Here is a 24,233-nt window from a genome sequence, read left to right on the forward strand (position 1 = left end):
GATTCGGATGTTGAAGAATGTCTACAACTGGATTGACGAACGTCTTGATATCACGCCGATCTGGAGAGACGTTGCGGATCACGAGGTTCCGGAGCACGTGAACCCAGCGCATCATTTCTCCGCATTTGTGTACTGTTTCGGCGGGTTGACGTTTTTCATCACAGTCATCCAGATCTTGTCAGGGATGTTCCTGACGATGTATTACGTTCCGGATATCATTAACGCATATAACAGTGTTGAATATTTGCAGACCCAGGTTGCCTTCGGACAAATTGTTCGCGGGATGCACCACTGGGGAGCGAGTCTGGTTATCGTAATGATGTTCCTGCATACGATGCGCGTGTTCTTCACAGGCTCTTACAAAGCGCCGCGTGAAATGAACTGGGTTGTCGGCATGCTGATTTTCTTTGTTATGCTGGGCCTTGGCCTGACAGGCTACCTGCTTCCATGGGATAACAAAGCTTACTTTGCAACAAAGGTAACACTGGAAATTGCGAACTCCGTACCATGGGCCGGACCGGTAATTAAAGAGTTGCTGCAAGGCGGTACGATTGTAGGTGCCGAAACGCTAACCCGTTTCTTCGCCATTCACGTATTCTTCCTTCCAGCGGTCCTTCTTGCCTTATTGGTTGCGCACTTTATTATGATCCGCAGACAAGGTATTTCGGGACCACTATAAGAAGAAGGGAGGCGCATCTTTATGGCACACGGTCATAAATCTGATGAAAAAGTAGTATACGTTGGCGATTCGCGTGTGAAAAAGGGCAACGGCTGGGTTGTGCCACCGGATTACACGGCATATCCAGGCAAGTCAGAAGCGTTCATTCCTAACTTCTTGCTCAAGGAATGGATGGTTGGTGTAGTTGTGCTTGTCGGCTTTTTGGTGCTGACGATCTCGGAGCCTGCTCCACTCGGTTATCCAGCTGATCCGGGCGCTACGGTTATCCCGATGCCGGACTGGTACTTCTTGTTCCTGTACGAGTATCTGAAGCTGCCGTATGCATCCGGGGACTATGTCGTGCTCGGAACGATCGGCGTAACGGGTATCGCATTTGGTGCGCTGCTGCTCGTGCCTTTCCTGGATACAGGGAAGGAGCGCCGTTTCTATAAGCGGCCGATCACTTCCTCGCTGATGATTCTGTCGCTTCTGGCGATCGTGTATCTGACCAACTCTGCATGGACTCACTATGTTCATGAGCTGGAAGCTAGCGGTCAGAAGCCGGAGCATATCCAGCGGGAAGAAGAAGCGCATGAACGGCATGCTGCTGGTCTGCCGACCTCGAATGCGAAGCAGCCGCAAGAGCAAGAGGTTGCCATTGTGGATCCGGATAATCCGGCTATGGAAATTTATAAGAAAGCTACCTGCATCAACTGCCACGCTGCAGATCTGAAAGGGCAAGGCGCTCCTTCCTTGCGCGGTGTCGGTGATACGCACTCGAAGGAAGAAATTCTGGCGATTATTCATAATGGTCAGGGCAACATGCCTCCGATGACGCAGGCTGCGGAAGCTGCTGGCGTAACAGAGGAACAGCTTGATCAGCTGGCAGAATGGCTGGCAAGCCAGAAATCCAATACTGAGTAATAGGATGAACATCCCTAAGAAACCTGATCGCAGTTAGCGGTCAGGTTTCTTCTATTGTAATAGAAGCTTCATCCCATCAGGTCCGTGCAAGACATGGCTGGGTAGAGCATGCCGCGATAGGGCGCATACAGCTGGCAGGGCCGCTGACTTTTGTGCCTGGTCTGGATATCCAAACTTTTGCATAGCCGACCCGGCGTGGTAAAATAAGACTTGCATTTCCGAAATCATGAGAACGGGAGGCTTTTGCTTGTCCATCAAACAACTTTGGAGTCGCAAATTTCTAGGCAATCGCTACATATTATGGTTATTGTTCATCACGAACCTGTTAGGCACCGTTTACGGTTACATATGGTATGGCAATCAGTTGAAATATACCTGGCAGGAAGGCCTCATATGGCAGCTTATCTTTGTACCGGATAGTCCGACAGCGAGTCTGTTCTTTACGATTGCGCTGCTTCTGCTGCTGTACCCGCCTAGAAGAATGCTTGGGATGCTGGCCCAGCAGCTGATTGAAGCGCTTGCGGTCGTCACCTCTGTCAAGTACGGGATCTGGGCGGTTGCGATCATCTTTGCCGGACAGTGGCAGGGGGATGTGCTCGTATGGCAGGACTGGATGCTGGTCGTCTCGCATACGGCCATGGCGGTGGAGGCGCTGCTGTATGTGCGGCTGTTCCATTTCCGCAGAGCGGCTCTGGCGGTGGCCATCGCCTGGACGCTGATCAACGATACGGTGGATTATACGTTTGGGTTATACCCTTGGTTGCCATCCGTCCTTCAGGACGATCTGGGCGCGGTTGAAATCTTCACCTTCTCGCTTACGCTATTCAGCGGCCTGCTGGCCTGGATCGCCTGGCGATTCGCCCGCAAGGGCCATGCGCTGCGCTGATCCGCCCGCTATGCTTGTTCTATCGGCATCCCTTCTGCCATACAATACGGTAGGAGGGATGTCCTGTGGTTCGAGTTGGTATCACATTCAAAATGGGAGCAGCACTGCTGCTGATGTTATGCCTGGTCTTCCCAACCGCCGAGCTGTCAATTTCATCAGCAATGGGGAAGTCGGTGCCGTCTGACGCATCAGCCATCCAGGCTGACGCGTTCAACAAACAGGTGGAGCAAATGTACCGCCATGTGCAGGACGGCCATATGCAGGCCGTTCAGGAGGATCTGCGCCGGATATCCAGCTTGTTCGAAGCTTCTTCCTTTGAGGGGCTGACCGGGGTGGAGGGCATTCATATATTGGCAGAGTGCATTATTGAGATGAAGGAAGCGACAGCTAGAGCCTCGGCGGAGCCGCAGCATTGGATGCTGGCCGCAGGCAAGCTGCGGTTGGCGGCGGACAGCCTTGTCCATACGCACGATGCGCTGTGGCTGCAATATTTTAAATTAATTCGCGAAGATTTGCAGTTGATGGATCAGCATGCCGCTAAGGGCGATGCCCGGTCCGTGAAAACCGCTTATGAAAATTTAAAGCAGCGCCATGAGCTGATCCGGCCGGCGATGGTAATCCAGCGCAAGCCGGAGGAAGTGAACATGCTGGATTCCTGGTTATCGTATGCTGGCGGTGTCACTGCCTCCTCGGATTTGGAGCAGGTACGGAAGATCGTTCCGCAAGGGGAGGAGCTGATCAATATGCTGTTCGGCAAGAAGAAGGATGAGCCAGCTCTGGCTCCGCTCAGCGAAGCCAAGGACCCCTGGGCCTGGCAGCTCGTGCTGGCCGCATTCATTGTTGCTGCACTCACGTTTGTAGGCTACCGCAAATACCGGGGGCAGCAATATACCTCGAAGCCGATTTTTCCTCGTAAAATGTAACAAGAAGAGCCATCCAGTCCGGCTTCTACCGGCAGATGGCTCTCTTTGTTGCGTTATTCTTCTCTAAATCCTTCGCCGTGCACATCATTGACATCATTAATAATAATGAACGCTCTCGGATCGACCGATTTGGCGATGCCGGTCAACCGGCGAATTTCATGTCTGGAGACCACGCAGTAAGCCATATGCTTGGCTCGCTTCGAGTATACGCCGATGGCGGGAATAAGGGTTACCCCGCGCTCCATCTCCACCGTGATCCGGTCGGCGATTTCCGGCGCGTGATCGCTAATGATGGTGAAGGCCTTGGCAGCGTACGCCCCTTCCTGGATAAAGTCAATCACCCGCGCTGCGATAAAGACGGCAACCAGCGTATATAGAATCTGTTCCAGCTCAATGTAGATCAGCGACAGCCCGATAATGATCACATCGAGTGTCAGAATGATCTGTCCCATGCTGAATCCGAATTTCCGGTTCAAAATGCGGGCGATGATGTCGGAGCCTCCGGTCGTTCCTCCGAAGCGGAATACGATGCCAAGTCCGGCTCCCAGCGTGACACCCGCATATAAGGAGGCCAGGATGTAGTCGTGCTCGGTTTGAAACGGAATGATCCAGCCCCGGTCGATCAAAGTCTCAAACAGCCACAAAAACAGGGTCAGAGCAGCGATCCCGATCCCGGTATAGATGGACTGCCTGGCTCCCAGAATTTTAAATCCGACCAGGAACAACGGAATGTTCAGCACGAGCGTCGAGATGGACGGCGAAATCTCAAACGCGTAGTTCAGCAGTACCGTAATCCCGGTTACGCCGCCTTCCATGAGATGATTCGGAATAATGAAGTAGAGCAGGCCGAATGCATAAATTGCGGTGCCGACCAAAATCGGAACAATCGTTTGAATCTGTTTGAACCAAAGTGACGTTTTCATAGTACCCCTCGCATTTTCGAATAAATAACAATTTGTTGTCCATCATCTGGCGCTGACTTTCTTAGTATATACCGATATCGGGATTGAATAAAAAATTATTTGTTTTCAAAACCGCTTTACGATAACATAGGTGTAAAACACGCTCATATATTCAACAGCATGCTGCGTTTGTGTGAAAGGAGTCTTGACGTGTGAGTAAATCATTGGCTGACATGCAGCAGGAAGTGGATCAATACATATCTCAATTTAAAGAAGGCTATTTCAGCCCGCTGTCGATGATGGCCCGCATGTCCGAGGAAGTCGGCGAGCTGGCCAGGGAAGTGAATCACCGCTATGGCGAGAAGCCGAAGAAGGCTGACGAAGCGGAGAACTCCATCGAGATGGAGCTTGGAGATATATTGTTTATTACGATTTGCTTTGCCAATTCACTCGGTATTGATCTGACGGAGGCGCATAACAAGGTGATGCACAAGTTTGCTACGCGGGATGCCGACCGCTGGACGAAAAAGGACACCGATTGATCCCGAGCTTCATATGCTGTACCATAACCCGCTGCAGGGGAGGGACAGCCCGTGAAGTCGGAAGAATACATTCAAAACGCATATCAATGCATCCTCCAAAATGATTTTGAAGAAGCGATTCGCTGGTTTGAAGCTGCGATTGCAGCCAATCCCGGTGATGCGGAGGTGCATTATCGATGCTCGATCACCTATGGCAGAAGCGACAAGCTGGATATGGCCATTGACCATGCGGAGGAAGCGGTCAGGCTGCAGCCGGACAAACCTGAGTATCGCCTCCATCTCCAGCATATTAAAGCGATTGTGCTTGTCCAGCAGGTGCGGGCAATGGTGGAAGGCAGAAGCGATATCACGCCGGCAAAGCTGTATGAAGCTGTTGCTCTGCTGAAGTCGGCGATCGCCATGGACCCGCTCTATCCCCAGGCATATGTATGGCTGGCACTGGTGTATAGCGAGCTTAACGAGCATTCACTCGCGATCTCAACGCTTAAGAAAGCGATTGGGCTCTATCCGCAGGAAAGCGGCCTTCAACACATTATGGAGGAATTGAAGCAGCGATTGAAATCCTATCTGTACGAATCAAACGAACCATCATCGGAGTGAAAGCGAGGGTATTAGATATGACAAATCCAATTTCAGTAGCAGTTGTAGGTGCCGGGGGCCGTATGGGCCGAGAAGTAGTCAAATTGGTGCTGGGCGACAGTGAGCTACAGCTGGCTGCAGCTGTAGGGCTCAGCGATGCCGGCAAAGATGCGGGGACGATGGTAGGTCTGCCTGCCTGCGGAATCGAAGTTACCTCGGATCTTGAAATGGCGCTGGTGGAAACGAAGCCCGACGTCATGGTCGATTTTACGACTCCGCAATTTGCTTATGCCAACACGGCAACGGCCATTAAGCATGGAGTTCGTCCAATCATGGGGACAACGGGCTTCACCCCGGAGCAAATTGAAGAGCTGGACAAGCTGTGCACCGAGCGCGGGATCGGCGGTCTGATTGCTCCGAACTTCTCCATCGGCGCGATTCTAATGATGAAATTTGCCGCGCAGGCTGCCAAATACTTGCCGCATGTCGAGATTATTGAAACGCATGGAGACCAGAAGCTTGACGCGCCTTCCGGCACCTCGATCAAAACGGCGGAGATGATCGCAGCCAACCGTGAGGAAATCCGCCAGGGAAATCCGAAGGAGGAAGAGGTGATTGAAGGGGCGCGCGGCGGCTACTACAACGGTTTCCGCATTCATAGCGTACGTCTTCCAGGGGTGTTTGCCCAGCAGGAGGTTATTTTCGGCGGGTATGGTCAAAGCCTGAAGATCCGGCATGATTCTTACGAGCGGGCTGGTTACATGCCAGGTGTGAAAATGGCGATTGAAAAGGTAATGGGATATACAGGGATGATTTATGGGTTTGATCATTTTATAGACTAAGAGCCTGGGGGTTAACACATGATGAATATTGCATTTATCGCGCATGATCGTAAAAAAGACGAGATGGTCAATTTTGTAACTGCTTATGAACCGGTGTTTAAAGAGCATAAATTGTTCTCAACAGGAACGACTGGCACGCGGATTATGGAAAATACGAACCTGAACATTCATCGGTTTGAATCGGGCCCCCTTGGCGGCGACCAGCAGATTGGCGCGCTGGTGGCTCAGAATGAAATGGACCTGATCATATTCCTCAGAGATCCACTGATGGCGCAGCCGCATGAGCCGGACATCAACGCTCTTCTTCGTCTGTGCGATGTGCAGGGCATTCCGCTGGCAACGAATATCGCCACTGCTGAAATTCTGGTCAAAGCGCTGGATCGCGGCGATTTTGCCTGGAGAGAGCTGGTACATAAATATAAACCGGGCGTTGATCTTGGATGAGTGAGAAGCTGGATATTTTAATATTCGGCGCTCATGCGGATGACGCTGAAATCGGCATGGCCGGAACCATTGCCAAGCATACGGCCGCCGGTTTGTCCGTAGGCATATGCGATCTGACGCAGGCCGAGCTATCCTCCAATGGGACGGTGTCCCTACGCAAGGAGGAAGCGGCGGCGGCAGCCGAAGTGCTGAATTTGACCGTCCGCACCAATCTGGGTCTCCCGGACCGCGGATTGTTTGTCACGCCCGAGCATGTGGAGCGGGTTACAGAAGTCATTCGCAAGCATGCGCCATCGATCGTGTTCGCGCCTTATTGGGAGGATCGCCATCCTGACCATGTTGCATGCAGCCGGCTCGTGGAAGAGGCGGTGTTCAATGCGAAGCTGCGCCGTTATATGCCGGACCAACCGGCAGTGAAGGTGGACGGGCTCTATTTTTATTATATTAATGATATGGGACAAGCAGATCTGATCGTGGACGTTACGGACGTCTATGATATCAAGGAGCAGGCGCTCTCCTGCTATCGCTCGCAGTTCGAGAAATCAGCCGACGATGCGGTGTCTACACCGTTAACGGAAGGATACATCGAGCGCGTTCGGGCCAGAGACGCCCTTCTTGGCGGACGGAAGCTTATTCCGTACGCCGAAGGCTTTGCAACGAAAAGTCCGTATGAGGTTCATCTATTTGGCTTCTAACCGGCATAATATAGACAGAAGTGAACATAAAGGAGGCCTTACCATTGAATCAACGACCGTTAAAAATCGGGATCACCTGCTATCCATCATTGGGGGGGTCCGGTGTGGTGGCGACGGAGCTTGGCAAGCTTCTGGCAGAGCAGGGTCACCAGGTTCACTTTATTGCACATAGCATTCCGTTTCGGCTCGGATCATTTCATAAAAATATTTGCTATCATGAAGTAGAAGTGAACGATTATTATGTGTTCCGCTACCCGCCTTACGATCTGTCGCTGGCCAGCAAAATGGCGCAGGTCGCCAACATGCAGCAGCTGGACGTGCTGCATGTCCATTATGCGGTTCCGCATGCGGTGTGCGCGTTCCTGGCCAAAAAAATGGTCGGCGATCAATTGAAAGTCGTCACAACGCTCCACGGGACCGACATTACCGTTCTGGCACAGGATGAATCGCTGAAGGATCTGATCCGGCTGGCGATTAATGAGAGTGATGCGGTGACGGCGGTATCCCAGGATTTGATCTCAGAAACACGTGAGCTGCTCGATATTACGCGAGATATCGATTTAACATATAACTTTGTGGATCCGCGGGTGTATTATCCGCGCGATGTGGACGCCCTTCGTCTCGATTATGCACAGCCGGGCGAGAAAATATTGATGCACATCTCCAATTTCCGGCCGGTCAAACGTGTCGGTGACGTCCTTGAGATTTTTGCACGGGTAAATGAGGAAGTGCCGTCGAAGCTGCTGCTGGTCGGAGAAGGCCCGGATCTGCCGAAGATCCAGTGCCGCATTCAGGAGCTTGGCTTGAACGACCGCGTGTTCTTCCTGGGCAAGAAGGATGAAATCGCCCACGTCATCTCGATGGCCGATGTGCTGCTGCTGCCGTCGGAGAAGGAAAGCTTCGGACTCGTCGCATTGGAAGCGATGGGATGCGGCGTCCCGACCGTCGGCTCGGAGGCCGGCGGAATTCCAGAGCTGGTAGCCCACGGCGAGACCGGTTTTCTGGCGCCGATCGGGGACACCGATGCGATGGCTGAATATGCGATTCGGATATTGAAGGATGACGGGCTGAGAGACAACCTGCGCAAAGCCTGTCTTGAGCGGGCAACAACGATGTTTTCCAACGACCGGATTCGTAAAGAATATGAACAGATCTATTATCGCGTGCTAGGGCAGGAGGTTGGCGAGCTGAATCCGGTGTGCGGATGAGGCTGGCTCTGCTGTCTGTTATGTCAGTATAAAAGGAACGGTATTTAGAATGGGCAACAACCATGAACATACGGTGGCGTGGCGCCATGCGCATCCCGATATGGCCAGACGAAGCGGCGAAGTCATTCGTACGCTGCTTCGTCATGGGCATGAAGCTTACTGGGTAGGCGGATGCGTGCGGGATGAATATATGGGGAGGCCGGTCCACGATATGGACATTGCCACTTCGGCGCGTCCGGAGATCACCGCCGCGTTATTCCCGAAGGTCATCCCGACCGGGATGCAGCACGGAACGGTAACGGTGATGCATGAGGGCGAAGCCTTCGAAGTGACGACCTATCGGACCGAAACGGGATACGATGATCATCGCCGTCCATCGGAAGTCACCTTTGTGACAGATATTGAAGAGGATTTGCAGCGCCGGGATTTCACGATGAATGCAATGGCCCGCGGTCTCGACGGAGCCTGGGTAGACCCCTACGGGGGACGTAGGGATATTGAAGCGCGGCGCATTCGGTGTGTGGGCGATCCGAGGCTTCGGTTTCAGGAGGACGGGCTGCGAATGGTTCGCTGCATCCGCTTCGCCTCTGTGCTGGGCTTTGCGATTGCCCCCGGCACCTGGAGAGCGATTAAGTCCGAGCAGAAGACGCTGCGCTGGATTGCGATGGAGCGGATTCGCATCGAAATGGACAAGGTGATGGCCGGTCCGCATCCGCGGCGAGGACTGGTTCTGTTCGTACGCAGCGGGCTTTATGACCATATGAAGGTTCCATTTCCTTATACGGGTCATGAAGAAGCCTGGATGCGTGCCATCGACCATGTGGATTCGTGGCGCCTTGATGTTCGATGGGCGCTGCTGCTGCTCGGCTGCGGACTTGCATCCGCAGCGGCGGATCCGCTGCTGCGGGCCTGGACGTTCTCGAACAAGGACCGGGAGGCCATAAGTGCCATCCTGCGGTTCCAGGAGTTCTGGTTGCGGCTGAAGGATGAGGGGCGCAGTCAGGATCGCTTGGCCTGGATCAGGCTCGTCCTAGACTTCGGCGGCGGCGTTGCGGCGTCCTGGCTGACGATGCAGCATGCGCTCACAGCTGCGGGAGCGGAGGAAACTGCCGATACCGCTAAACTGGACGACTGGCTGCAGCAGATGGTGGTATACAGCTTGAAGGAGCTGAATGTTACGGGCAATGAGCTTCTGAGCGCCCTGGAGAAGCGCGGCGGGCCATGGCTTGGCGAGCTGCTGAATCAGTTGCTGATGCAGGTTGCCGCCGGCATCGTGCCCAATGACAAGAGCGCCTTGATTGATGAGGCGAGACGGGTGGTAATACATGAAGAAGGATGATGAGAAAGATTATACGCTGCTGGACATGTTTCTGGAGAACCCGGGCCAATTTCTATCCGGGGAAGAGATCAGCCGGAGGCTGTCCATCAGCCGTACGGCGGTATGGAAACAAATCAACAAGCTCCGTCAGGCAGGCTATGATTTTGAAGCTGTACCCCGGATGGGCTATCGGATGACCGATGCCCCGGACCAGCTGAGGGCGGAGGAGCTCATAGCGGGTCTATCGAGTGAACAATTCGGCAGGAACGTCGTGATCCTCGAGAGCACGACATCGACCCAGGAGGAAGCGCGCCTACTGGCCGAACAAGGCGCCGCCGAAGGCACGCTGGTCATCTCGGAGGAGCAGACCGGGGGCCGCGGCCGTATGGGGCGCAAGTTCCACTCGCCGCGCGGTAAGGGCATATGGATGAGCCTCATCCTTCGCCCGGAGCAGCCCCTTCATCTGACCCAGCAGCTGACATTGCTGACCGGGGTGGCGGTATGCCGGGGGATCCAGAAGGCAACGGGTATCCAGACGGATATTAAATGGCCGAACGACCTGCTTTTATCCGGGAAAAAGGTGTGCGGCATTCTGCTGGAATCGGCAGCAGAGGACGACCGGGTGCGCTATTGCATTGCCGGAATTGGCATCAGCGTCAATCTGAAGGAAGAGGATTTCCCGGAAGAGCTGAGGCCGATTGCAACCTCGCTGAGGCTTGCGGGCGGACAAGCCCTTAACCGCACGGTGCTGATCCAGCATATTATGTATGAGATGGAAGTGCTCTACAAGCTGTACAACGAGCAGGGCTTCCAGGCGATTGCTTCGCTGTGGGAGGCATTGTCCGGCACGATCCAGCGCGAGGTGAAGGTTCAATCGCAGCGGGGTGTCGTAACCGGAGTGGCCATCGGCCTGAATCCGTCAGGCGCGCTGCTGGTCAAGGTTGACGGCGACATCGTTCCGGTCTATTCCGGTGACGTGGAGTTCCATACGAGGTAAATGGATCATAGTGAAAAAATGAGGGAACTTTGATATACTACAGACAGAGGCGGTATCGAGGATGCAATCGAGCTGCACTCTGATCTGTGACAGCGAGGGATACAACATGTGGAACACCTTCATAACTGTTATGCCGGTTACGTTGGATTCTGCTCTGAGCCGAAAGGACCGAGACAGAAGGGACGATCGCAAGTGACTCTTTTTTGCCTTTCGGACCTTTTTAGCTGTAATGCTAGAAGGTTTTTTTGTTGTGCTGACAAAACGATGAAAGGAGCTCATGTCACATGGCAGGCAAACAGCCGCTTAATATTGTGAAAATGAAAAAAATGAAGCAGGATGGCGTGCCGATCAGCATGCTGACTGCCTATGATTATCCTTCGGCCCGGTTGGCCGAAGAGGCGGATATCGACATGATTCTGGTCGGGGATTCACTCGGCAACGTGGTGCTCGGTTACGACTCCACCATCCCGGTGACCCTGGATGATATGGTATATCACACCCGCTCCGTCGCGCGCGGGGCTGAGCATACGTTTATTGTGGCAGATATGCCGTTTATGACATACCACGGCAGTGTGGACGAGAGTCTCAAAGGCGTGCGCCGCCTCATGCAGGAAGGCCACGCACATGCCGTGAAGCTGGAGGGAGGCGCGGAGATCGCCGACACGGTCAGACGGATCGTGCAGGCGGGCGTGCCGGTGCTCGGTCATATTGGATTGACACCGCAGTCGGTTAATCAGATCGGCGGCTACCGGGTTCAGGGCAAGGATCAGGCGGACGCCGATCGACTGATAAGGGATGCGAAGGCGCTTGAAGAGGCAGGGGCGTTCGCTGTCGTGCTGGAGCTGGTAACGGAGGAGAGTGCGGCTGAGATTACGCAGGCGCTCAGCATCCCTACAATCGGTATCGGCGCTGGCCGCTACTGTGATGGTCAGGTACTTGTATACCATGATATTTTGAAATACGCCTCTCCTTACCGGGAGAAGCGCTTTGTGAAAACCTATGCCGATATAGGCACAGCCGTTCGGGAGGGCATTGCCCAGTACGTGAAGGAAGTGAAGGAGCGCGCGTTCCCGGCAGAGGAGCATATCTTCACTACTGCTCAAAAAACGGCTGCTGCCGGCCCTGTATATGGCAGCGGGAAGGAAAAGGTGTCAGATTCATGAAAGTGATACGCACAATAGAGGAGCTGCGTTCCGAGCTTCGCGAACGCACACATTCCGGACACGAGCCGGTCGGGCTCGTCCCGACGATGGGATATTTGCACGAAGGTCATGCGAGCCTGATGCGCAAAGCCCGTGAAATGACGCAGACGGTCGTTCTCAGCATTTTTGTCAATCCGATCCAATTCGGGCCGGGCGAGGACTATGAGACCTATCCGCGTGATGAAGCCAGGGATCTTGAGCTGGCTCGTGCTGAGGGGGTGGACATCGTCTTCATTCCATCCGTAGAGGTGATGTATCCCCAGCCGATCAAAACGAAGGTAAGCGTGGCTGACATTACATCGCTGCTGTGCGGCGCATCCCGCCCGGGGCATTTTGACGGTGTGACGACCGTCGTAAGCAAGCTGTTTCATATCGTCAAGCCGGATTACGCCTTCTTCGGGATGAAGGATGCGCAGCAGGTGGCGGTCATTGAACAGATGGTCAGGGATCTAAGCATGGACATTACCATTGTTCCTTGTCCGATCGTCCGCGAGGCGGACGGTTTGGCGCTTAGCTCCCGCAACGTTTATCTGAAGCCCGAGGAAAGAAGACAGGCGCTTGTACTGTCCCGCTCGCTTCAGAAGGCGCGTGAGGCGATTGCAAGCGGCCAGGCGGAAACGGCCGGGCAGATCCGGCAGCTCCTTCGGGATACGATTTCCGAAGCTCCGCTGGCCGATATCGATTATGTGGAAGCTGCGGTATTTCCGGAGCTTGATCCACTGCAGGACGAAGACAAAATAAGTGACGCCGAGGGACGGGTGCTGCTTGCGCTGGCTGTCCGGTTCGGCAGAACACGATTGATTGATAATACGCTGATCTGAGCGAAAAGGGGTGGATAGAGTTATGTTTAGAACGATGATGAAATCGAAAATTCATCGCGCAACGGTCACGGAAGCGAACCTGAATTATGTCGGCAGCATCACTATTGATGAAGATTTGATGGATGCGGCTGATCTGCTGGAGAATGAAAAAGTCCAGATCGTAAATAATAACAACGGTGCCCGTCTGGAGACTTATGTGATTAAAGGCGAGCGCGGCAGCGGCGTCATCTGCCTGAACGGAGCCGCGGCCCGCCTCGTTCAGCCTGGCGATAATGTCATCATCATATCTTATGCCATGATGTCCAAGGAAGAATATACCAACCACAAGCCTACAGTCGTGATTGTGGATGCTGATAACAAGCCGGTGACCGCTGATTACCACGAGGTGCACGCAACGGTTCTCTAAAGAGCCAAAATGTAACGGATGGCCAAACGGATGAAAAGCACGGGTTCTACAGAAAATGAGATCAGGTCGTCGCACTGATCTCATTTTTTACGCTAAGGGTGGGATGCACGCTATGTTTCAACATGTATTCGCTGAAATGAACAACATGTTAGATGAAATTGTGAAGCATTACCCTTCTGCCAATGGTCCCCAAAAGCAGGCGCTGATCCAAAACTGGAACATGCTGAAAAACATGAGCGAAGGCATCATTGAAGAATGGCTGCATTTTGAAGAAAAGATGGCCATTTTTCGCGAAAGTGCGATCTCGCCTCCTGTTTTTCCGTCGACCGAAGCGCCGGAGCTCCAGCTGGACGAATTCGTCCGCGGTCAAGGTTATTACAAGCTGCTGATGTTTCGTCCGGCCATTGCACAATTTGAGCTGGCTGCCGCGATTTATCCGGACAGTCTCCTGATCCGGCTCTACATCGCCATGTCCTATCTTCATCTGGGCGACACGTCCAGGGCGTTCGAGGGGCTCAAGTCGCTGTTGCCCCTTGCCGACGACAAGCGTCTGAAAGCGATGATTTACAACGCTCTCGGCTGCGTCCAGGCCCTGAATGGTTGTACAGACAAAGCGGAAGAATGCTTTGCGCTGGCGATCCACAGCGATCCGACCCTGCCGGATCCGCTGATCAACCTGGAGGTATGCCACAAGAAGGGCGGCGAGCTGCAGTACGGAAGTCAGCTGATTTCGCTGCTGTAACCCCATATTCTGCACAAGGAAGCGATGCCAAGGAGACATGGAAGCCATGCCTTTGGCATCGTTTTTCATATCCGTGGAATGTTCAAAAACCCAAACTTCTGTTATGCTGAATATTAGTCTGGAAGAAAGGGATTTATACGAACATGAAATTTGCCGTATTGGATTTTGAAACTACGGGCAACCAGTCTGCCGATGAGATCATTCAGGTAGGGCTGGCCATCATAGAAGAAGATCGAAGCATATCCCGCGTGTACGGCACGTACGTCAATCCCGGGATTCCGATCCCGCCTTTTATTACCAGTTTGACAGGCATCACGGACAGCGACGTTGCCGATGCTCCAGAGCTGGAGGATATGATGATGGAGCTGGTGCCGATGCTGGACGATGTCGTGCTGGTCGGCCATAACGTGGCATTCGATTTCAACTTTTTGCAAAATGCGCTGGACCGCTGCGGATATTTGCCGTATAGCGGACGCATTCTGGATACGATGCATTTCTTGAAAATTTGCTTTCCGTCGTTGCCTTCGTATCAGCTCGGGATGGTGGCCTCGCATTTCGGCCTGGAGCATGACCGGCCGCATCAGGCGGACAGCGATGCACTTGCGACCGCGCAGGTGCTGCTGAAATGCCTGGAGGAGATCGATGATCTTCCGCTGCTGACGATCCAGCGGCTGAGCGATTTGTTTGCCGATGAGGACAGCGATCTGGCCTGGTTTTTTGACGGCATCCGTACGGAGCGGGAGCATCAGTCGATTCAGGACCTGGATACGTATACCTATTTCAGGCAGTTCGCACTTGCTGTGGATGACTGGACGGAGATCGCGCCAGTGCGGAATGAAGAGGAACCGAATCCGCTCGCCAGTGTCAGCTTTGATGAATATATGGAGCAGGTGCGCGGGCGTCTGCGGGACATTTTGCCACAGTACGAAACCCGGGAAGCGCAGGATATCATGATTGGTGAAGTGGTGAAAGCGCTGGACGAGGACAAGCACCTGCTGATCGAGGCAGGAACAGGAACGGGCAAGTCGCTCGGATATTTGCTGCCCTCCATCTATCAGAGCGTCAAGCAGGAGCAGAGGGTGATGGTGAGCACGCATACGATCAACCTGCAGGAGCAGTTAAGAGAGCGTGACATCCCACTGTTGACCAAGGCTGTTCCCTTCCCGTTCAAGGCTGCTGTCTTTAAGGGCAGGGGGCATTATTTGTGTTTGAGAAAATTTGAACATAAAATAAATAGAAGAGACTTCCATACGCCGAAGGAGGATGTCATCACCGCCGCACAGATGATCGTCTGGCTGACGCAAACGGAAAGCGGCGACGATGAAGAGCTTAATCTGGGAGGACGCGGGGGAGATTTCTGGGATACGGTGGCCAGCGATTCGGACTCTTGTCTCGGACGCGCCTGCCCGTGGTTCAGGAAATGCTTCTACCACCGGGCGAAGCATGAAGCCGGGCTGGCAGATGTCGTCATCACGAATCACTCCAAGCTGTTCACGGATGTGAAAGCGAATCATCAGCTGCTCCCGTCCTATGATCGTCTGGTTATCGACGAGGCGCATCATCTGGAGGATGTGGCCGGTAAGCATCTGGGCTTGTCGATGAAGTATTTTACCGTCACGCACACCCTCACCCGCTTGTACAAGGACAGCCGCAACGGGCAGCTGCCGGCTCTGCGCCAGATGCTCTCGGCCTCGGCCGAGGAGAAAGCGACCCAATGGATTGGCGTCATCGACCGCTTGTATCCGGATCTGATTACGGTGAAAGAGAACTGGGACCGGCTGAACGAGCTGCTGTTCGGACTGATTCCGGACCGGGGGGATTCAGGCGAGTCGGGGCAGCTAACCATGCGCCTTTCCCCTGTCAAAAAGCCCAAGGATTGGGATAGTTTGGCCGAGATTGAGCGTCAGATTTATGTCACGCTGGGCGAATGTATTCGCAAAGGCGAGCAGCTTGCAGCTGAAATCAAGGAAGAGCTGGACGACTATGGCGCGGACAGTCTCATTACCGACATCACCGGCTTATTCAAGGATCTCGCTTCTCACCGTGAAGGGCTGCACCAGTTTATGGCTTTGGATAATGAAGGTATCGTATACTGGATGGAGGCAAGCTCGAATTTCAAGAGCAAGTCGCTTCAGATGTATGCCGTTCCGGTGGATGTCAGCGCGCAGCTGAAAGAGCTGTTTTTTGATAAAAAGCGGAGTGTCATTCTGACCTCGGCCACGCTGTCGGTAGATAAATCGTTTCAATTCATGATCGACAGCCTCGGTCTTCAGGAAGCAGCTGAAGAAGGGCAGCTGCATACGGTTCAACTGCCTTCGCCGTTTAACTACCGGGAGCAGGCGCTGCTTGTGATTCCGCGGGATTTCCCAAGCGTGAAGGGGACGGTGGGCGATCCGAAATTTGTGGATACGCTCGTTCAATCGCTGGCGCAAACGGCAGAGGCGACGAAAGGGCGGATGCTGGTGCTGTTCACTTCTTACCGCATGCTGCGTCAAGTGTACGAGCCCTTGAAGGAGGCGCTCTCCTCAAGCGAGATCGCTGTGCTGGGACAAGGGGTTGACGGGGGAAGCCGGACCAAGCTGATTCGCCGCTTTCAGGACAGCAGTGCATCTGTGCTGCTTGGCACAAGCTCGTTCTGGGAAGGGGTCGATGTTCCGGGCGAAGCCTTGACCTGCCTTGCGATCGTACGTTTGCCGTTTCAGCCGCCGAGCCATCCGCTGGTGGAAGCCAAGAGCGAACTGCTTCAGCAGCAGAAGAAGAACCCTTTTATGAAGCTGTCTGTGCCGCAGGCGGTCATCCGCTTTAAGCAGGGCTTCGGCCGGCTCGTACGGACCGCGCAGGACAAGGGAATCGTGATCGTCTTTGACACGCGTGTGATCGAATCCTACTACGGGAAATATTTCTTGTACTCGCTGCCGGGCCCGAAGATGGAGCATATGCCGACCGATCAGATGGTGCCGAGAATTGCCGAGTGGCTGAATCATAACAAGAAGAATGAAATCACCAATGACGAATCGTTATTACAATAGGAGCAAGCCGCAACATTTAATAGCCTGTTAATAGGGGGAGCATGCATGAAATCGGATAAAATTTCAGAGGCTGTCGTTCGCAGATTGCCAGTATATCTGCGATACTTGAATGAGCTTCACAAACGGGAGGTTACAACGGTATCCTCCCAAGAGCTGGGGCAGAAGCTCGACTTGAACCCGGCGCAGATCCGTAAGGATCTGGCGTATTTCGGCGATTTTGGCCGCAAGGGCATCGGTTATGATGTTTCTTATCTGATTGAGAAGATTCGCCAGATTCTGAAGCTGGACCAGAGAATTAATGTCGCGCTGGTCGGGGCAGGTAATCTCGGACATGCGCTATCCAATTACAATGCATTTCTTAAGGATAATATGAAAATCGTAGCCGTCTTCGATGCGCATCCGGCGAAAATCGGAACTAGCATCAACAATTTGACGGTGCAGCCGATGGAAGAGCTTGAGCGTACCGTGCGCGACAATGCGATCCGGATCGGGATCATTACCGTTCCGGATTTTGAGGCCCAGAATGTGGCGAACCAGCTGATTTCCGCCGGCATTGAGGCCATATTGAATTTTGCGCCTATTATTTTGAAAGCACCGGCACATATCCGAATCCATACGGCAGACTTTACGACAGACCTGCAAAGTCTGGCCTACTATTTGGATAACGGGAAGGAGGAATCGGCTCATGAAGAAACACAAGTGGATGGTTGAGAACGGCACCTTTGCTGTGTTAGAAGGCAACCAGTCGGTTATCAAGGGCTATATGGTGGTTGAGGATGACCGGATTACGTATATAGGGGAACAAAAACCGCAGATCGAGGAGCCGATCGAGATCATTGACGGAACCCATCTGCTGTTCCTGCCGGGACTGGTGAATACGCACGGCCATGCGGCGATGTCACTGCTCCGGGGCTACGGCGATGATCTGGCCCTGCAGGTATGGCTGCAGGAGAAGATGTGGCCGATGGAAGCCAAGATGAAGGCAGAGGACATTTATTGGGGAGCTTCCCTGTCAGTAGTCGAAATGCTGAAGGGCGGAACGACGGCTTTCGTTGATATGTACGATCATATGGATCAAGTCGCTTCGATTGTAGACCAGTCGGGAATGCGCGGCGTGCTAATGCGCGGCGTGATCGGCCTCTGTCCCCCTGAAGAGCAGCGTCAGAAGCTGAATGAAGCGATTGCGTTTGCGAAGGCGTGGCATGGGAAGGCCGATGGCCGCATCACATCGATGATGTCGCCGCATGCACCGTATACATGTCCACCGGAGCTGATCGAGATGTTTGTGCAGGCTTCTGAGGATCTAGATTTGCCGCTGCATACGCATATGTCGGAGACAAAAGCCGAAGTTCAGCAAAATGTGGATGATTACGGGCTCCGCCCGGTCGCGCATCTGGAGCGGCTCGGAGTATTCTCCCGACCGACACTGCTGGCGCATGCAGTTCATCTGACAGATGAGGAGATTGACATTCTTGCCAAGCACAACGTCGCGATCTCGCATAATCCGGGAAGCAACCTGAAGCTGGCAAGCGGCGTCGCGCGTGTCCCTGAACTGCTCAAGGCGGGCGTCACCGTCTCTCTCGGCACGGATGGCCCGGCGAGCAACAACAATCTGGACATGTTCGAAGAAATGCGGCTGGCTGCCCTCATTCATAAAGGGGTGAGCGGTGACCCGACAGCTGTACCGGCATCGGAAGCGCTGCGCATGGGTACGGAATATGGCGCGAAGTCCGCCTTCTTGAATGAGGTGGGCAGACTTGAAGTAGGCATAAAGGCTGACATGATCGCTCTGAACACGGATCAGGCCCATTTCCTGCCCCATACTGATTTCATCTCGCATGTCGTTTATTCGGCAAGCGCTAAAGATGTTGAGCATGTATGGGTGGACGGCAAACAGCTGGTTAAGAACGGGGAATGCCTCACCGTGGATGAGGAGCGCATTCGCCGTGAAGCCCAGCGCACGTTCGAGCGTCTGACGGCGCAGTAAGCATATTGACGTGGGAGCGGGGATGGCGGATTGAAAAAACGAACCAAGTGGATATGGCTGAGTGTATCCGGCGTATTGCTGCTGCTGTTAGGCATTCAAATCTATTATTCTTATGTGATGACAGATTCATGGAATGAGGAAAGACTGGCCATTGGTGCGGCCAGACAGTATGGGAACCTGGTGACGGCGGACAAATCATACAAGTCGGTATGGGGCGAAGATAATACATACTGGGTTGTTACCGGTCAGGGGCCGGATCAGCAGGAGCTGATCGTCTGGGTCAAATTCACCGAGGATAATGTGCCTGTGGAAGGTGCGGAGGGTGTTCATGCCGAGCCTTTGAGCAGCGGGTTGTCCGAAGAGCAGATGCGGGCGCAAATCCTCCAGGAAATGCCGAATGCCGTCATTAAACGATTGGTGCCCGGCATGTATGAAGGGGAGTACGCCTGGCAGCTGTTGTATGAGAATAGCGGCCAGATCGGCTACCGATTCTATCGCTTTCAGGACGGCAATCAGATCGGAAACGACATTATTTTGCCGAACCAGTAACACAAATGGCAGTGAAATCGGATGAATATGAAAGATCTGCGCCGATGTAAGATCGCGGGTGTAACGTTATCCGGTATTTTTTACAACATAAAAAGGTCGAAAACAGTGCGCTCACGCTGTTTTCGACCTTTTTGTATTGGCATTGTGTACGAATTTCTGCAGAAGTTTATAATATATTCACAGGTTTATATGAAAAAGTATATAAAATGTGATATACTCTAATCTGTACTTAAAAGTATATTGTTGATATTTCGTTGTTTTGTGCTCTCGTATATATTGAAAGATATCACATTTTATATAGAAAGATAGAAGGAGGAACTTCATGAAACTACGTATTGTTCCTATTGCATTGACGGTTGTTCTGTCGTCAGTGGTCCTCTTTGGCGGTTGGTTTCTATATCAGAAGTTGGCGGTTCAAAGCCCGCTTCACCAAATTGTCTCTACGTATGATGGCGTGAAGAGCGCTCATATTGATATTAAACAGGATACGGTGAACTTGAAACTGGATTTGGAGCCGGACACGAATCTTCAAGGCCTCGTTCAGAAAATCCAGCAAGAAGGAACATCCGTGATCGGGAGTAAAGAATTAAAGATCGACGTGGAGGATCATTCCTCCGAGGAACTGAATGAATGGTGGGATCGTGCGATGCTTTCGGTCGCGGAGGCGATGGATAACAGGCAGTATACGGGAATCCAGACTTCGCTGGAACAGCTCGCCCAGGCTTCGCCGCATTTGCAGGCGAAGGCTTCCATTGATGATAAGAATGTATATGTAAGTCTGTCCGACGGCAAGTCGGCCAAATTTATTATCCTTCCAAGACAGGGCGGTCAGATGGGGGTGTGGAACCATGTCTAAGCTAGCTAAGGAAATTGTCATCGGGTTTATCCCCGTCCTTATTGTGTTTCTGGCTTATATCGGCGTGAACATCGTTCCGCTGCTTATTGCAGGCGCGCTGATCGGAGGGCTGCTGCTGGTGGCCAAGCTGAAAGGCGGCATCGCTGTGGGCGCTGGTCAGGAGCGCAAACGGAAGAAAAGCGGGCCGGCCAAGCTGACCTTTGAAGAGATCGGCGGGCAGGACAATGCCAAGCAGGAGCTGCGCGAGGCGCTCGATTTTCTGATTCGGCATGAAGATATTAAGAAATTCGGCATTCGCCCCTTGAAGGGCATTTTGCTGACAGGGCCTCCGGGAACAGGAAAAACGCTGATGGCCAAGGCGGCGGCGCATTATACCAACTCCGTGTTTGTAGCAGCATCAGGCAGTGAGTTTGTTGAAATGTATGTCGGTGTAGGTGCCGGGCGAATCCGGGATTTGTTCAAGGATGCTCGTAACCGAGCGGCAAAAGAAAACAAGCAGAACGCGATCATCTTCATCGACGAAATTGATGTGATCGGCGGCAAGCGTGAAGGCGGACAGCAGCGTGAATATGACCAGACGCTGAACCAGCTGTTGACCGAGATGGACGGTATCTATTCCCAGGACACCCCGCGGATTCTTGTCATTGCAGCGACGAACCGGAAAGAAATGCTCGATAGCGCGCTTCTTCGTCCCGGCAGGTTCGACCGACTAATCCAGGTGGACCTCCCGGACAAAAAGGGCAGAGCGCATATTTTGAGGCTGCATGCGGATAACAAGCCGCTCGCACCGGATGTCGATCTGGACAAAATCGCGGAGGAAACGTACGGATTCTCCGGCGCACAGCTCGAAAGCGTCATGAATGAAGCGGCGATCTATACGATGCGTGAGGAAGCCAGCATGATCACACAGCGCCATCTGTCCATGTCCATTGATAAAGTGATGATGGGCGAGCGCTCTGACCGGGAGTCGAATACCGAAGAGAAGCGGCGGGTGGCTATCCATGAGCTTGGACATGCCATCATGGCAGAGCTGGTTCGTCCGGGAAGCGTGAAGCAGGTTGCGCTCAGCCCGCGCGGCAAGGCGCTCGGCTATGTGCGGCACAATCCGCAGCAGGAGCAGTACTTGTATACCAGGACATTCCTGGAAGAGCAGATCATGATTGCGCTTGGCGGGGCAGCTGCCGAAGAAATCTATTACGGCGGGCGCAGTACCGGCTCTAGCAATGACTTTGAACAGTCGCTGAACATCGTGGAGACGATGATGAAATCGGGCCTCACTTCGCTCGGCATTATCAATATGAATATGGTGACGACTGAGGAGCTCATGAGAGAGAACAATAAGATTTTGGAAGCGTTGATGGGCCGCACGAAACAGATGCTAGAACAAAATCGGCCGATTTTCGACAACTCACTTGATATCCTGATGAAGGAGGAACTTCTCTCCGGGGAACAATTCCGTTGTCAATTTCGTGAAAATACAATTTTACCAGCATAAAATGTTATGCTGGTTATTTTTTTTTACTTTTTTCTCGTGCTAAGATATTATTATAGTTTGTCGTCTAATAGTATGTATTTTTCGACAAATAGGGGTACAATAGAGCAAGAGATACAGAAAGGATGGAGAGAACAACCATGCATTTCAAAAAAATCGGCGTCATCGGCGGCGGAACCATGGGGCAAGGAATTGCCGAAATGTTAGCTGCCAAGGGGCTTGACGTGCTGCTGGTGGAGAAAACACCGGAGAGACTGGACTATTCGTATAGCATGATCGAAACCAGCCTCGATAAGCAGCTCGAGAAGTGGGGAATTACACAGGCGGAGAAGAAGCTTATTCTTAGCCGCATCCAGAAGGTGACACATTTTGCAGAGCTCAGCTCCTGTGATATGGTCATCGAAACGATCATCGAGGATCTGGATGCGAAGAAGAAAGTATTCGAGAAGCTGGATGAAGTATGCCCGAGCCATATTATACTCGCCAGCAACACCTCCACGCTCAGCTTGACCGAGCTTGCAAGCTCGACCAAGTATCCGGAGCGTGTCATTGGCATGCACTTTATTCACCCTGTATCCAAAGTAGATTTGGTTGAAATTATTCGGGGTCTTAAAACTTCAGATCATACATTTACAGAAACGAAGCATTTCGTTGAAGAAATTACAAATAAAAAAGGGATTATGGTATACGAATCCCCAGGCTTTGTCACAACGAGAATGATCACGCTCTTGATCAATGAAGCGATGCATCTGCTTCAGGAGGGCGTAGCTTCGGCCGAGGATATCGATGATGCCATGAGAATCGGTTACAACTTCCAGCACGGCCCGCTCGAAATGGCAGACCGCTTCGGTCTGGATTCCATTCTCGCAGCGCTGGAACGCATGTTCCGCGAGTACGGGGAGCTGAAATACCGTCCGTCCATCGTGCTCAAGAAGATGGTGCGCGCGGGACAGCTCGGCGTGAAGACGGGAGAGGGCTTTTTCAAGTACGACAAGGATGGTGACCGCATATGAACATTCTCGTAATTAATGCCGGCAGCTCGTCGCTGAAATACCAGCTGTATAATATGAGCGATGAATCCGTATTGGCCAAAGGACTTGTAGAACGCATCGGTATGGACTCCTCCATTCTTACGCATAAACCGACTGGCAAGCAGGAAGTAACCGAAGTCAGCGAAATTTTGGAGCACACTACGGCGATCCGTAAGGTTCTTGGCATGCTTACAGATGCAGAGCATGGCGTCATCAGCACAATTCATGACATTCAGGCAGTAGGACACCGCGTCGTGCACGGGGGCGAATCCTTTAAGGAATCGGCGCTTGTGAACAGTGAGGCCAAGTCGGAAATTCGTCGTCTGTTCGATCTTGCGCCACTGCATAACCCGGCTTCGATGATGGGGATTCAAGCGGCAGAGACCAACATGCCAGGCATTCCGCAGGTCGTTGTCTTTGATACGGCGTTCCATCAGACGATGCCTGAAAAATCTTATCTGTACGCTATTCCTAGAGTTCTTTATAATAAGTATAAGGTGCGTCGCTATGGCGCTCACGGCACCTCCCATGCTTATGTCAGTCAGGCGGCTGCAGAGTTTCTGAACCGTCCGATCGAGGATTTGAAAATTATCACCTGCCATATCGGCAACGGCGCTTCGCTTACTGCGGTACAGGGCGGAAAATCGGTGGACACATCGATGGGTATGACGCCGCTTGAAGGCCTGATGATGGGAACGCGCAGCGGTGATCTGGATCCGGCGATCGTGCCATACGTGATGAACAAGGAAGAGCTGACGGTCAACGAGGTGAACTCGATGCTGAACAAGCATAGCGGTCTTCTCGCCATTTCCGGTGTCAGCAGCGATATGCGCGAAATTACGGAGGGCATGGAGAAGGGTGAGCCGAATTCGACTTTGGCATTCGATATGTACGAATACCGCCTCCGGAAATACATTGGCTCCTATGCAGCAGCCATGAACGGCGTGGATGTGATCGTGTTCACCGCCGGCGTAGGCGAGAACTCGATTGTGCTGCGTCAGCGCGTGCTGGAGCAGCTTACCTATCTTGGCGTAGAATTGGATGAGGAATTGAACAAAATTCGCTCCGGCGATCCGCGCCGTATTTCCACAGCGAACTCCAAAGTGGAGGTGCTGGTGATCCCGACAAACGAAGAGTTGGTCATTGCAAGGGATACGCATCGCATCGTACAAGCTTCACAGCTTGAAAAGTAGTGATATA

25 protein-coding genes are annotated in these 24,233 nt (G+C 52.9%); 24 read left to right on the forward strand and 1 reads right to left on the reverse strand.

Going from position 1 to position 24,233, the window contains the following annotated elements:
* Positions 1–7 precede the first annotated feature (7 nt).
* From qcrB to CHH67_RS03210, 4 genes are all read left to right on the forward strand, one after another.
* Complete coding sequence (gene qcrB, locus CHH67_RS03195; protein ID WP_095263534.1) at positions 8–679, forward strand: menaquinol-cytochrome c reductase cytochrome b subunit; 672 nt, start codon at positions 8–10, stop codon at positions 677–679.
* A 21-nt stretch (positions 680–700) separates the two neighbouring features.
* On the forward strand, positions 701–1,582 hold the full coding sequence (locus CHH67_RS03200; protein WP_095263535.1) for a menaquinol-cytochrome c reductase cytochrome b/c subunit: 882 nt from the start codon (positions 701–703) through the stop codon (positions 1,580–1,582).
* A 247-nt stretch (positions 1,583–1,829) separates the two neighbouring features.
* Positions 1,830–2,468 (forward strand): DUF1405 domain-containing protein, encoded by a 639-nt coding sequence (locus tag CHH67_RS03205; protein ID WP_095263536.1) that lies wholly within the window; start codon positions 1,830–1,832, stop codon positions 2,466–2,468.
* 65 nt (positions 2,469–2,533) lie between these two features.
* Complete coding sequence (locus tag CHH67_RS03210) at positions 2,534–3,391, forward strand: sporulation protein YpjB (RefSeq protein ID WP_244908068.1); 858 nt, start codon at positions 2,534–2,536, stop codon at positions 3,389–3,391.
* Positions 3,392–3,444: 53 nt separating this feature from the next.
* Here CHH67_RS03210 and CHH67_RS03215 read toward each other — a convergent pair whose 3' ends face one another.
* A complete protein-coding gene (locus CHH67_RS03215) occupies positions 3,445–4,314 on the reverse strand; it encodes a YitT family protein (RefSeq protein WP_095263537.1) in 870 nt (289 codons plus the stop codon).
* Positions 4,315–4,505: 191 nt separating this feature from the next.
* Here CHH67_RS03215 and CHH67_RS03220 point away from each other — a divergent pair, with 191 nt between their 5' ends.
* The 20 genes from CHH67_RS03220 (at position 4,506) to CHH67_RS03315 (ending at position 24,226) form a co-directional block, all read left to right on the forward strand.
* On the forward strand, positions 4,506–4,835 hold the full coding sequence (locus tag CHH67_RS03220) for a nucleotide pyrophosphohydrolase (RefSeq protein ID WP_095263538.1): 330 nt from the start codon (positions 4,506–4,508) through the stop codon (positions 4,833–4,835).
* Between the two features lie 51 nt (positions 4,836–4,886).
* On the forward strand, positions 4,887–5,435 hold the full coding sequence (locus CHH67_RS03225; protein ID WP_095263539.1) for a tetratricopeptide repeat protein: 549 nt from the start codon (positions 4,887–4,889) through the stop codon (positions 5,433–5,435).
* Between the two features lie 17 nt (positions 5,436–5,452).
* Positions 5,453–6,256: a 4-hydroxy-tetrahydrodipicolinate reductase gene (gene dapB / locus CHH67_RS03230; RefSeq protein WP_095263540.1), complete on the forward strand. Its 804-nt coding sequence runs from the start codon at positions 5,453–5,455 to the stop codon at positions 6,254–6,256.
* Positions 6,257–6,274: 18 nt separating this feature from the next.
* Positions 6,275–6,700, forward strand: a complete 426-nt coding sequence (gene mgsA / locus CHH67_RS03235; protein ID WP_176475518.1) for a methylglyoxal synthase — start codon at positions 6,275–6,277, stop codon at positions 6,698–6,700.
* The gene (bshB1, locus tag CHH67_RS03240; RefSeq protein ID WP_095263541.1) at positions 6,697–7,395 is read left to right on the forward strand and encodes a bacillithiol biosynthesis deacetylase BshB1; all 699 of its coding nucleotides are present in this window, start codon (positions 6,697–6,699) and stop codon (positions 7,393–7,395) included. The genes mgsA and bshB1 overlap by 4 nt, the downstream gene beginning before the upstream one ends.
* 44 nt (positions 7,396–7,439) lie before the next feature.
* Positions 7,440–8,603 carry an N-acetyl-alpha-D-glucosaminyl L-malate synthase BshA gene (gene bshA, locus CHH67_RS03245; RefSeq protein WP_095263542.1) on the forward strand — a complete coding sequence of 388 codons (1,164 nt, stop codon included), beginning with the start codon at positions 7,440–7,442 and terminating at the stop codon, positions 8,601–8,603.
* Between the two features lie 49 nt (positions 8,604–8,652).
* Positions 8,653–9,942 (forward strand): CCA tRNA nucleotidyltransferase, encoded by a 1,290-nt coding sequence (locus CHH67_RS03250; RefSeq protein ID WP_095263543.1) that lies wholly within the window; start codon positions 8,653–8,655, stop codon positions 9,940–9,942.
* Entirely contained in the window at positions 9,929–10,918 is a 990-nt protein-coding gene (locus CHH67_RS03255; protein ID WP_095263544.1) for a biotin--[acetyl-CoA-carboxylase] ligase, read from the forward strand. Before CHH67_RS03250 ends, CHH67_RS03255 begins: the two co-directional genes overlap by 14 nt.
* 284 nt (positions 10,919–11,202) lie before the next feature.
* Positions 11,203–12,081 carry a 3-methyl-2-oxobutanoate hydroxymethyltransferase gene (gene panB, locus CHH67_RS03260; protein WP_095263545.1) on the forward strand — a complete coding sequence of 293 codons (879 nt, stop codon included), beginning with the start codon at positions 11,203–11,205 and terminating at the stop codon, positions 12,079–12,081.
* Positions 12,078–12,941 (forward strand): pantoate--beta-alanine ligase, encoded by an 864-nt coding sequence (panC, locus tag CHH67_RS03265; RefSeq protein ID WP_095263546.1) that lies wholly within the window; start codon positions 12,078–12,080, stop codon positions 12,939–12,941. Before panB ends, panC begins: the two co-directional genes overlap by 4 nt.
* A 22-nt stretch (positions 12,942–12,963) precedes the next feature.
* Positions 12,964–13,347 carry an aspartate 1-decarboxylase gene (gene panD, locus CHH67_RS03270; protein WP_095263547.1) on the forward strand — a complete coding sequence of 128 codons (384 nt, stop codon included), beginning with the start codon at positions 12,964–12,966 and terminating at the stop codon, positions 13,345–13,347.
* A 112-nt stretch (positions 13,348–13,459) separates the two neighbouring features.
* Complete coding sequence (locus tag CHH67_RS03275) at positions 13,460–14,089, forward strand: tetratricopeptide repeat protein (protein ID WP_095263548.1); 630 nt, start codon at positions 13,460–13,462, stop codon at positions 14,087–14,089.
* A 143-nt stretch (positions 14,090–14,232) separates the two neighbouring features.
* Entirely contained in the window at positions 14,233–17,118 is a 2,886-nt protein-coding gene (gene dinG, locus CHH67_RS03280) for an ATP-dependent DNA helicase DinG (protein WP_095263549.1), read from the forward strand.
* Between the two features lie 45 nt (positions 17,119–17,163).
* The gene (locus tag CHH67_RS03285) at positions 17,164–17,829 is read left to right on the forward strand and encodes a redox-sensing transcriptional repressor Rex (RefSeq protein ID WP_095263550.1); all 666 of its coding nucleotides are present in this window, start codon (positions 17,164–17,166) and stop codon (positions 17,827–17,829) included.
* A complete protein-coding gene (locus tag CHH67_RS03290; RefSeq protein ID WP_095263551.1) occupies positions 17,804–19,105 on the forward strand; it encodes an amidohydrolase in 1,302 nt (433 codons plus the stop codon). Before CHH67_RS03285 ends, CHH67_RS03290 begins: the two co-directional genes overlap by 26 nt.
* Before the next feature lie 30 nt (positions 19,106–19,135).
* Positions 19,136–19,654: a cell wall elongation regulator TseB-like domain-containing protein gene (locus tag CHH67_RS03295; protein ID WP_095263552.1), complete on the forward strand. Its 519-nt coding sequence runs from the start codon at positions 19,136–19,138 to the stop codon at positions 19,652–19,654.
* Between the two features lie 322 nt (positions 19,655–19,976).
* Positions 19,977–20,510 (forward strand): hypothetical protein, encoded by a 534-nt coding sequence (locus tag CHH67_RS03300; RefSeq protein ID WP_095263553.1) that lies wholly within the window; start codon positions 19,977–19,979, stop codon positions 20,508–20,510.
* A complete protein-coding gene (locus CHH67_RS03305) occupies positions 20,503–22,005 on the forward strand; it encodes an AAA family ATPase (RefSeq protein WP_095263554.1) in 1,503 nt (500 codons plus the stop codon). The genes CHH67_RS03300 and CHH67_RS03305 overlap by 8 nt, the downstream gene beginning before the upstream one ends.
* A gap of 137 nt (positions 22,006–22,142) precedes the next feature.
* Positions 22,143–23,015 carry a 3-hydroxyacyl-CoA dehydrogenase family protein gene (locus CHH67_RS03310; RefSeq protein ID WP_095263555.1) on the forward strand — a complete coding sequence of 291 codons (873 nt, stop codon included), beginning with the start codon at positions 22,143–22,145 and terminating at the stop codon, positions 23,013–23,015.
* A complete protein-coding gene (locus CHH67_RS03315; protein ID WP_095263556.1) occupies positions 23,012–24,226 on the forward strand; it encodes an acetate/propionate family kinase in 1,215 nt (404 codons plus the stop codon). Before CHH67_RS03310 ends, CHH67_RS03315 begins: the two co-directional genes overlap by 4 nt.
* The last annotated feature ends 7 nt before the right edge of the window (positions 24,227–24,233 follow it).

Origin of the sequence: Paenibacillus campinasensis, from assembly GCF_002272015.1 — a bacterium.
Lineage (GTDB): Bacteria > Bacillota > Bacilli > Paenibacillales > Paenibacillaceae > Paenibacillus_AQ > Paenibacillus_AQ campinasensis.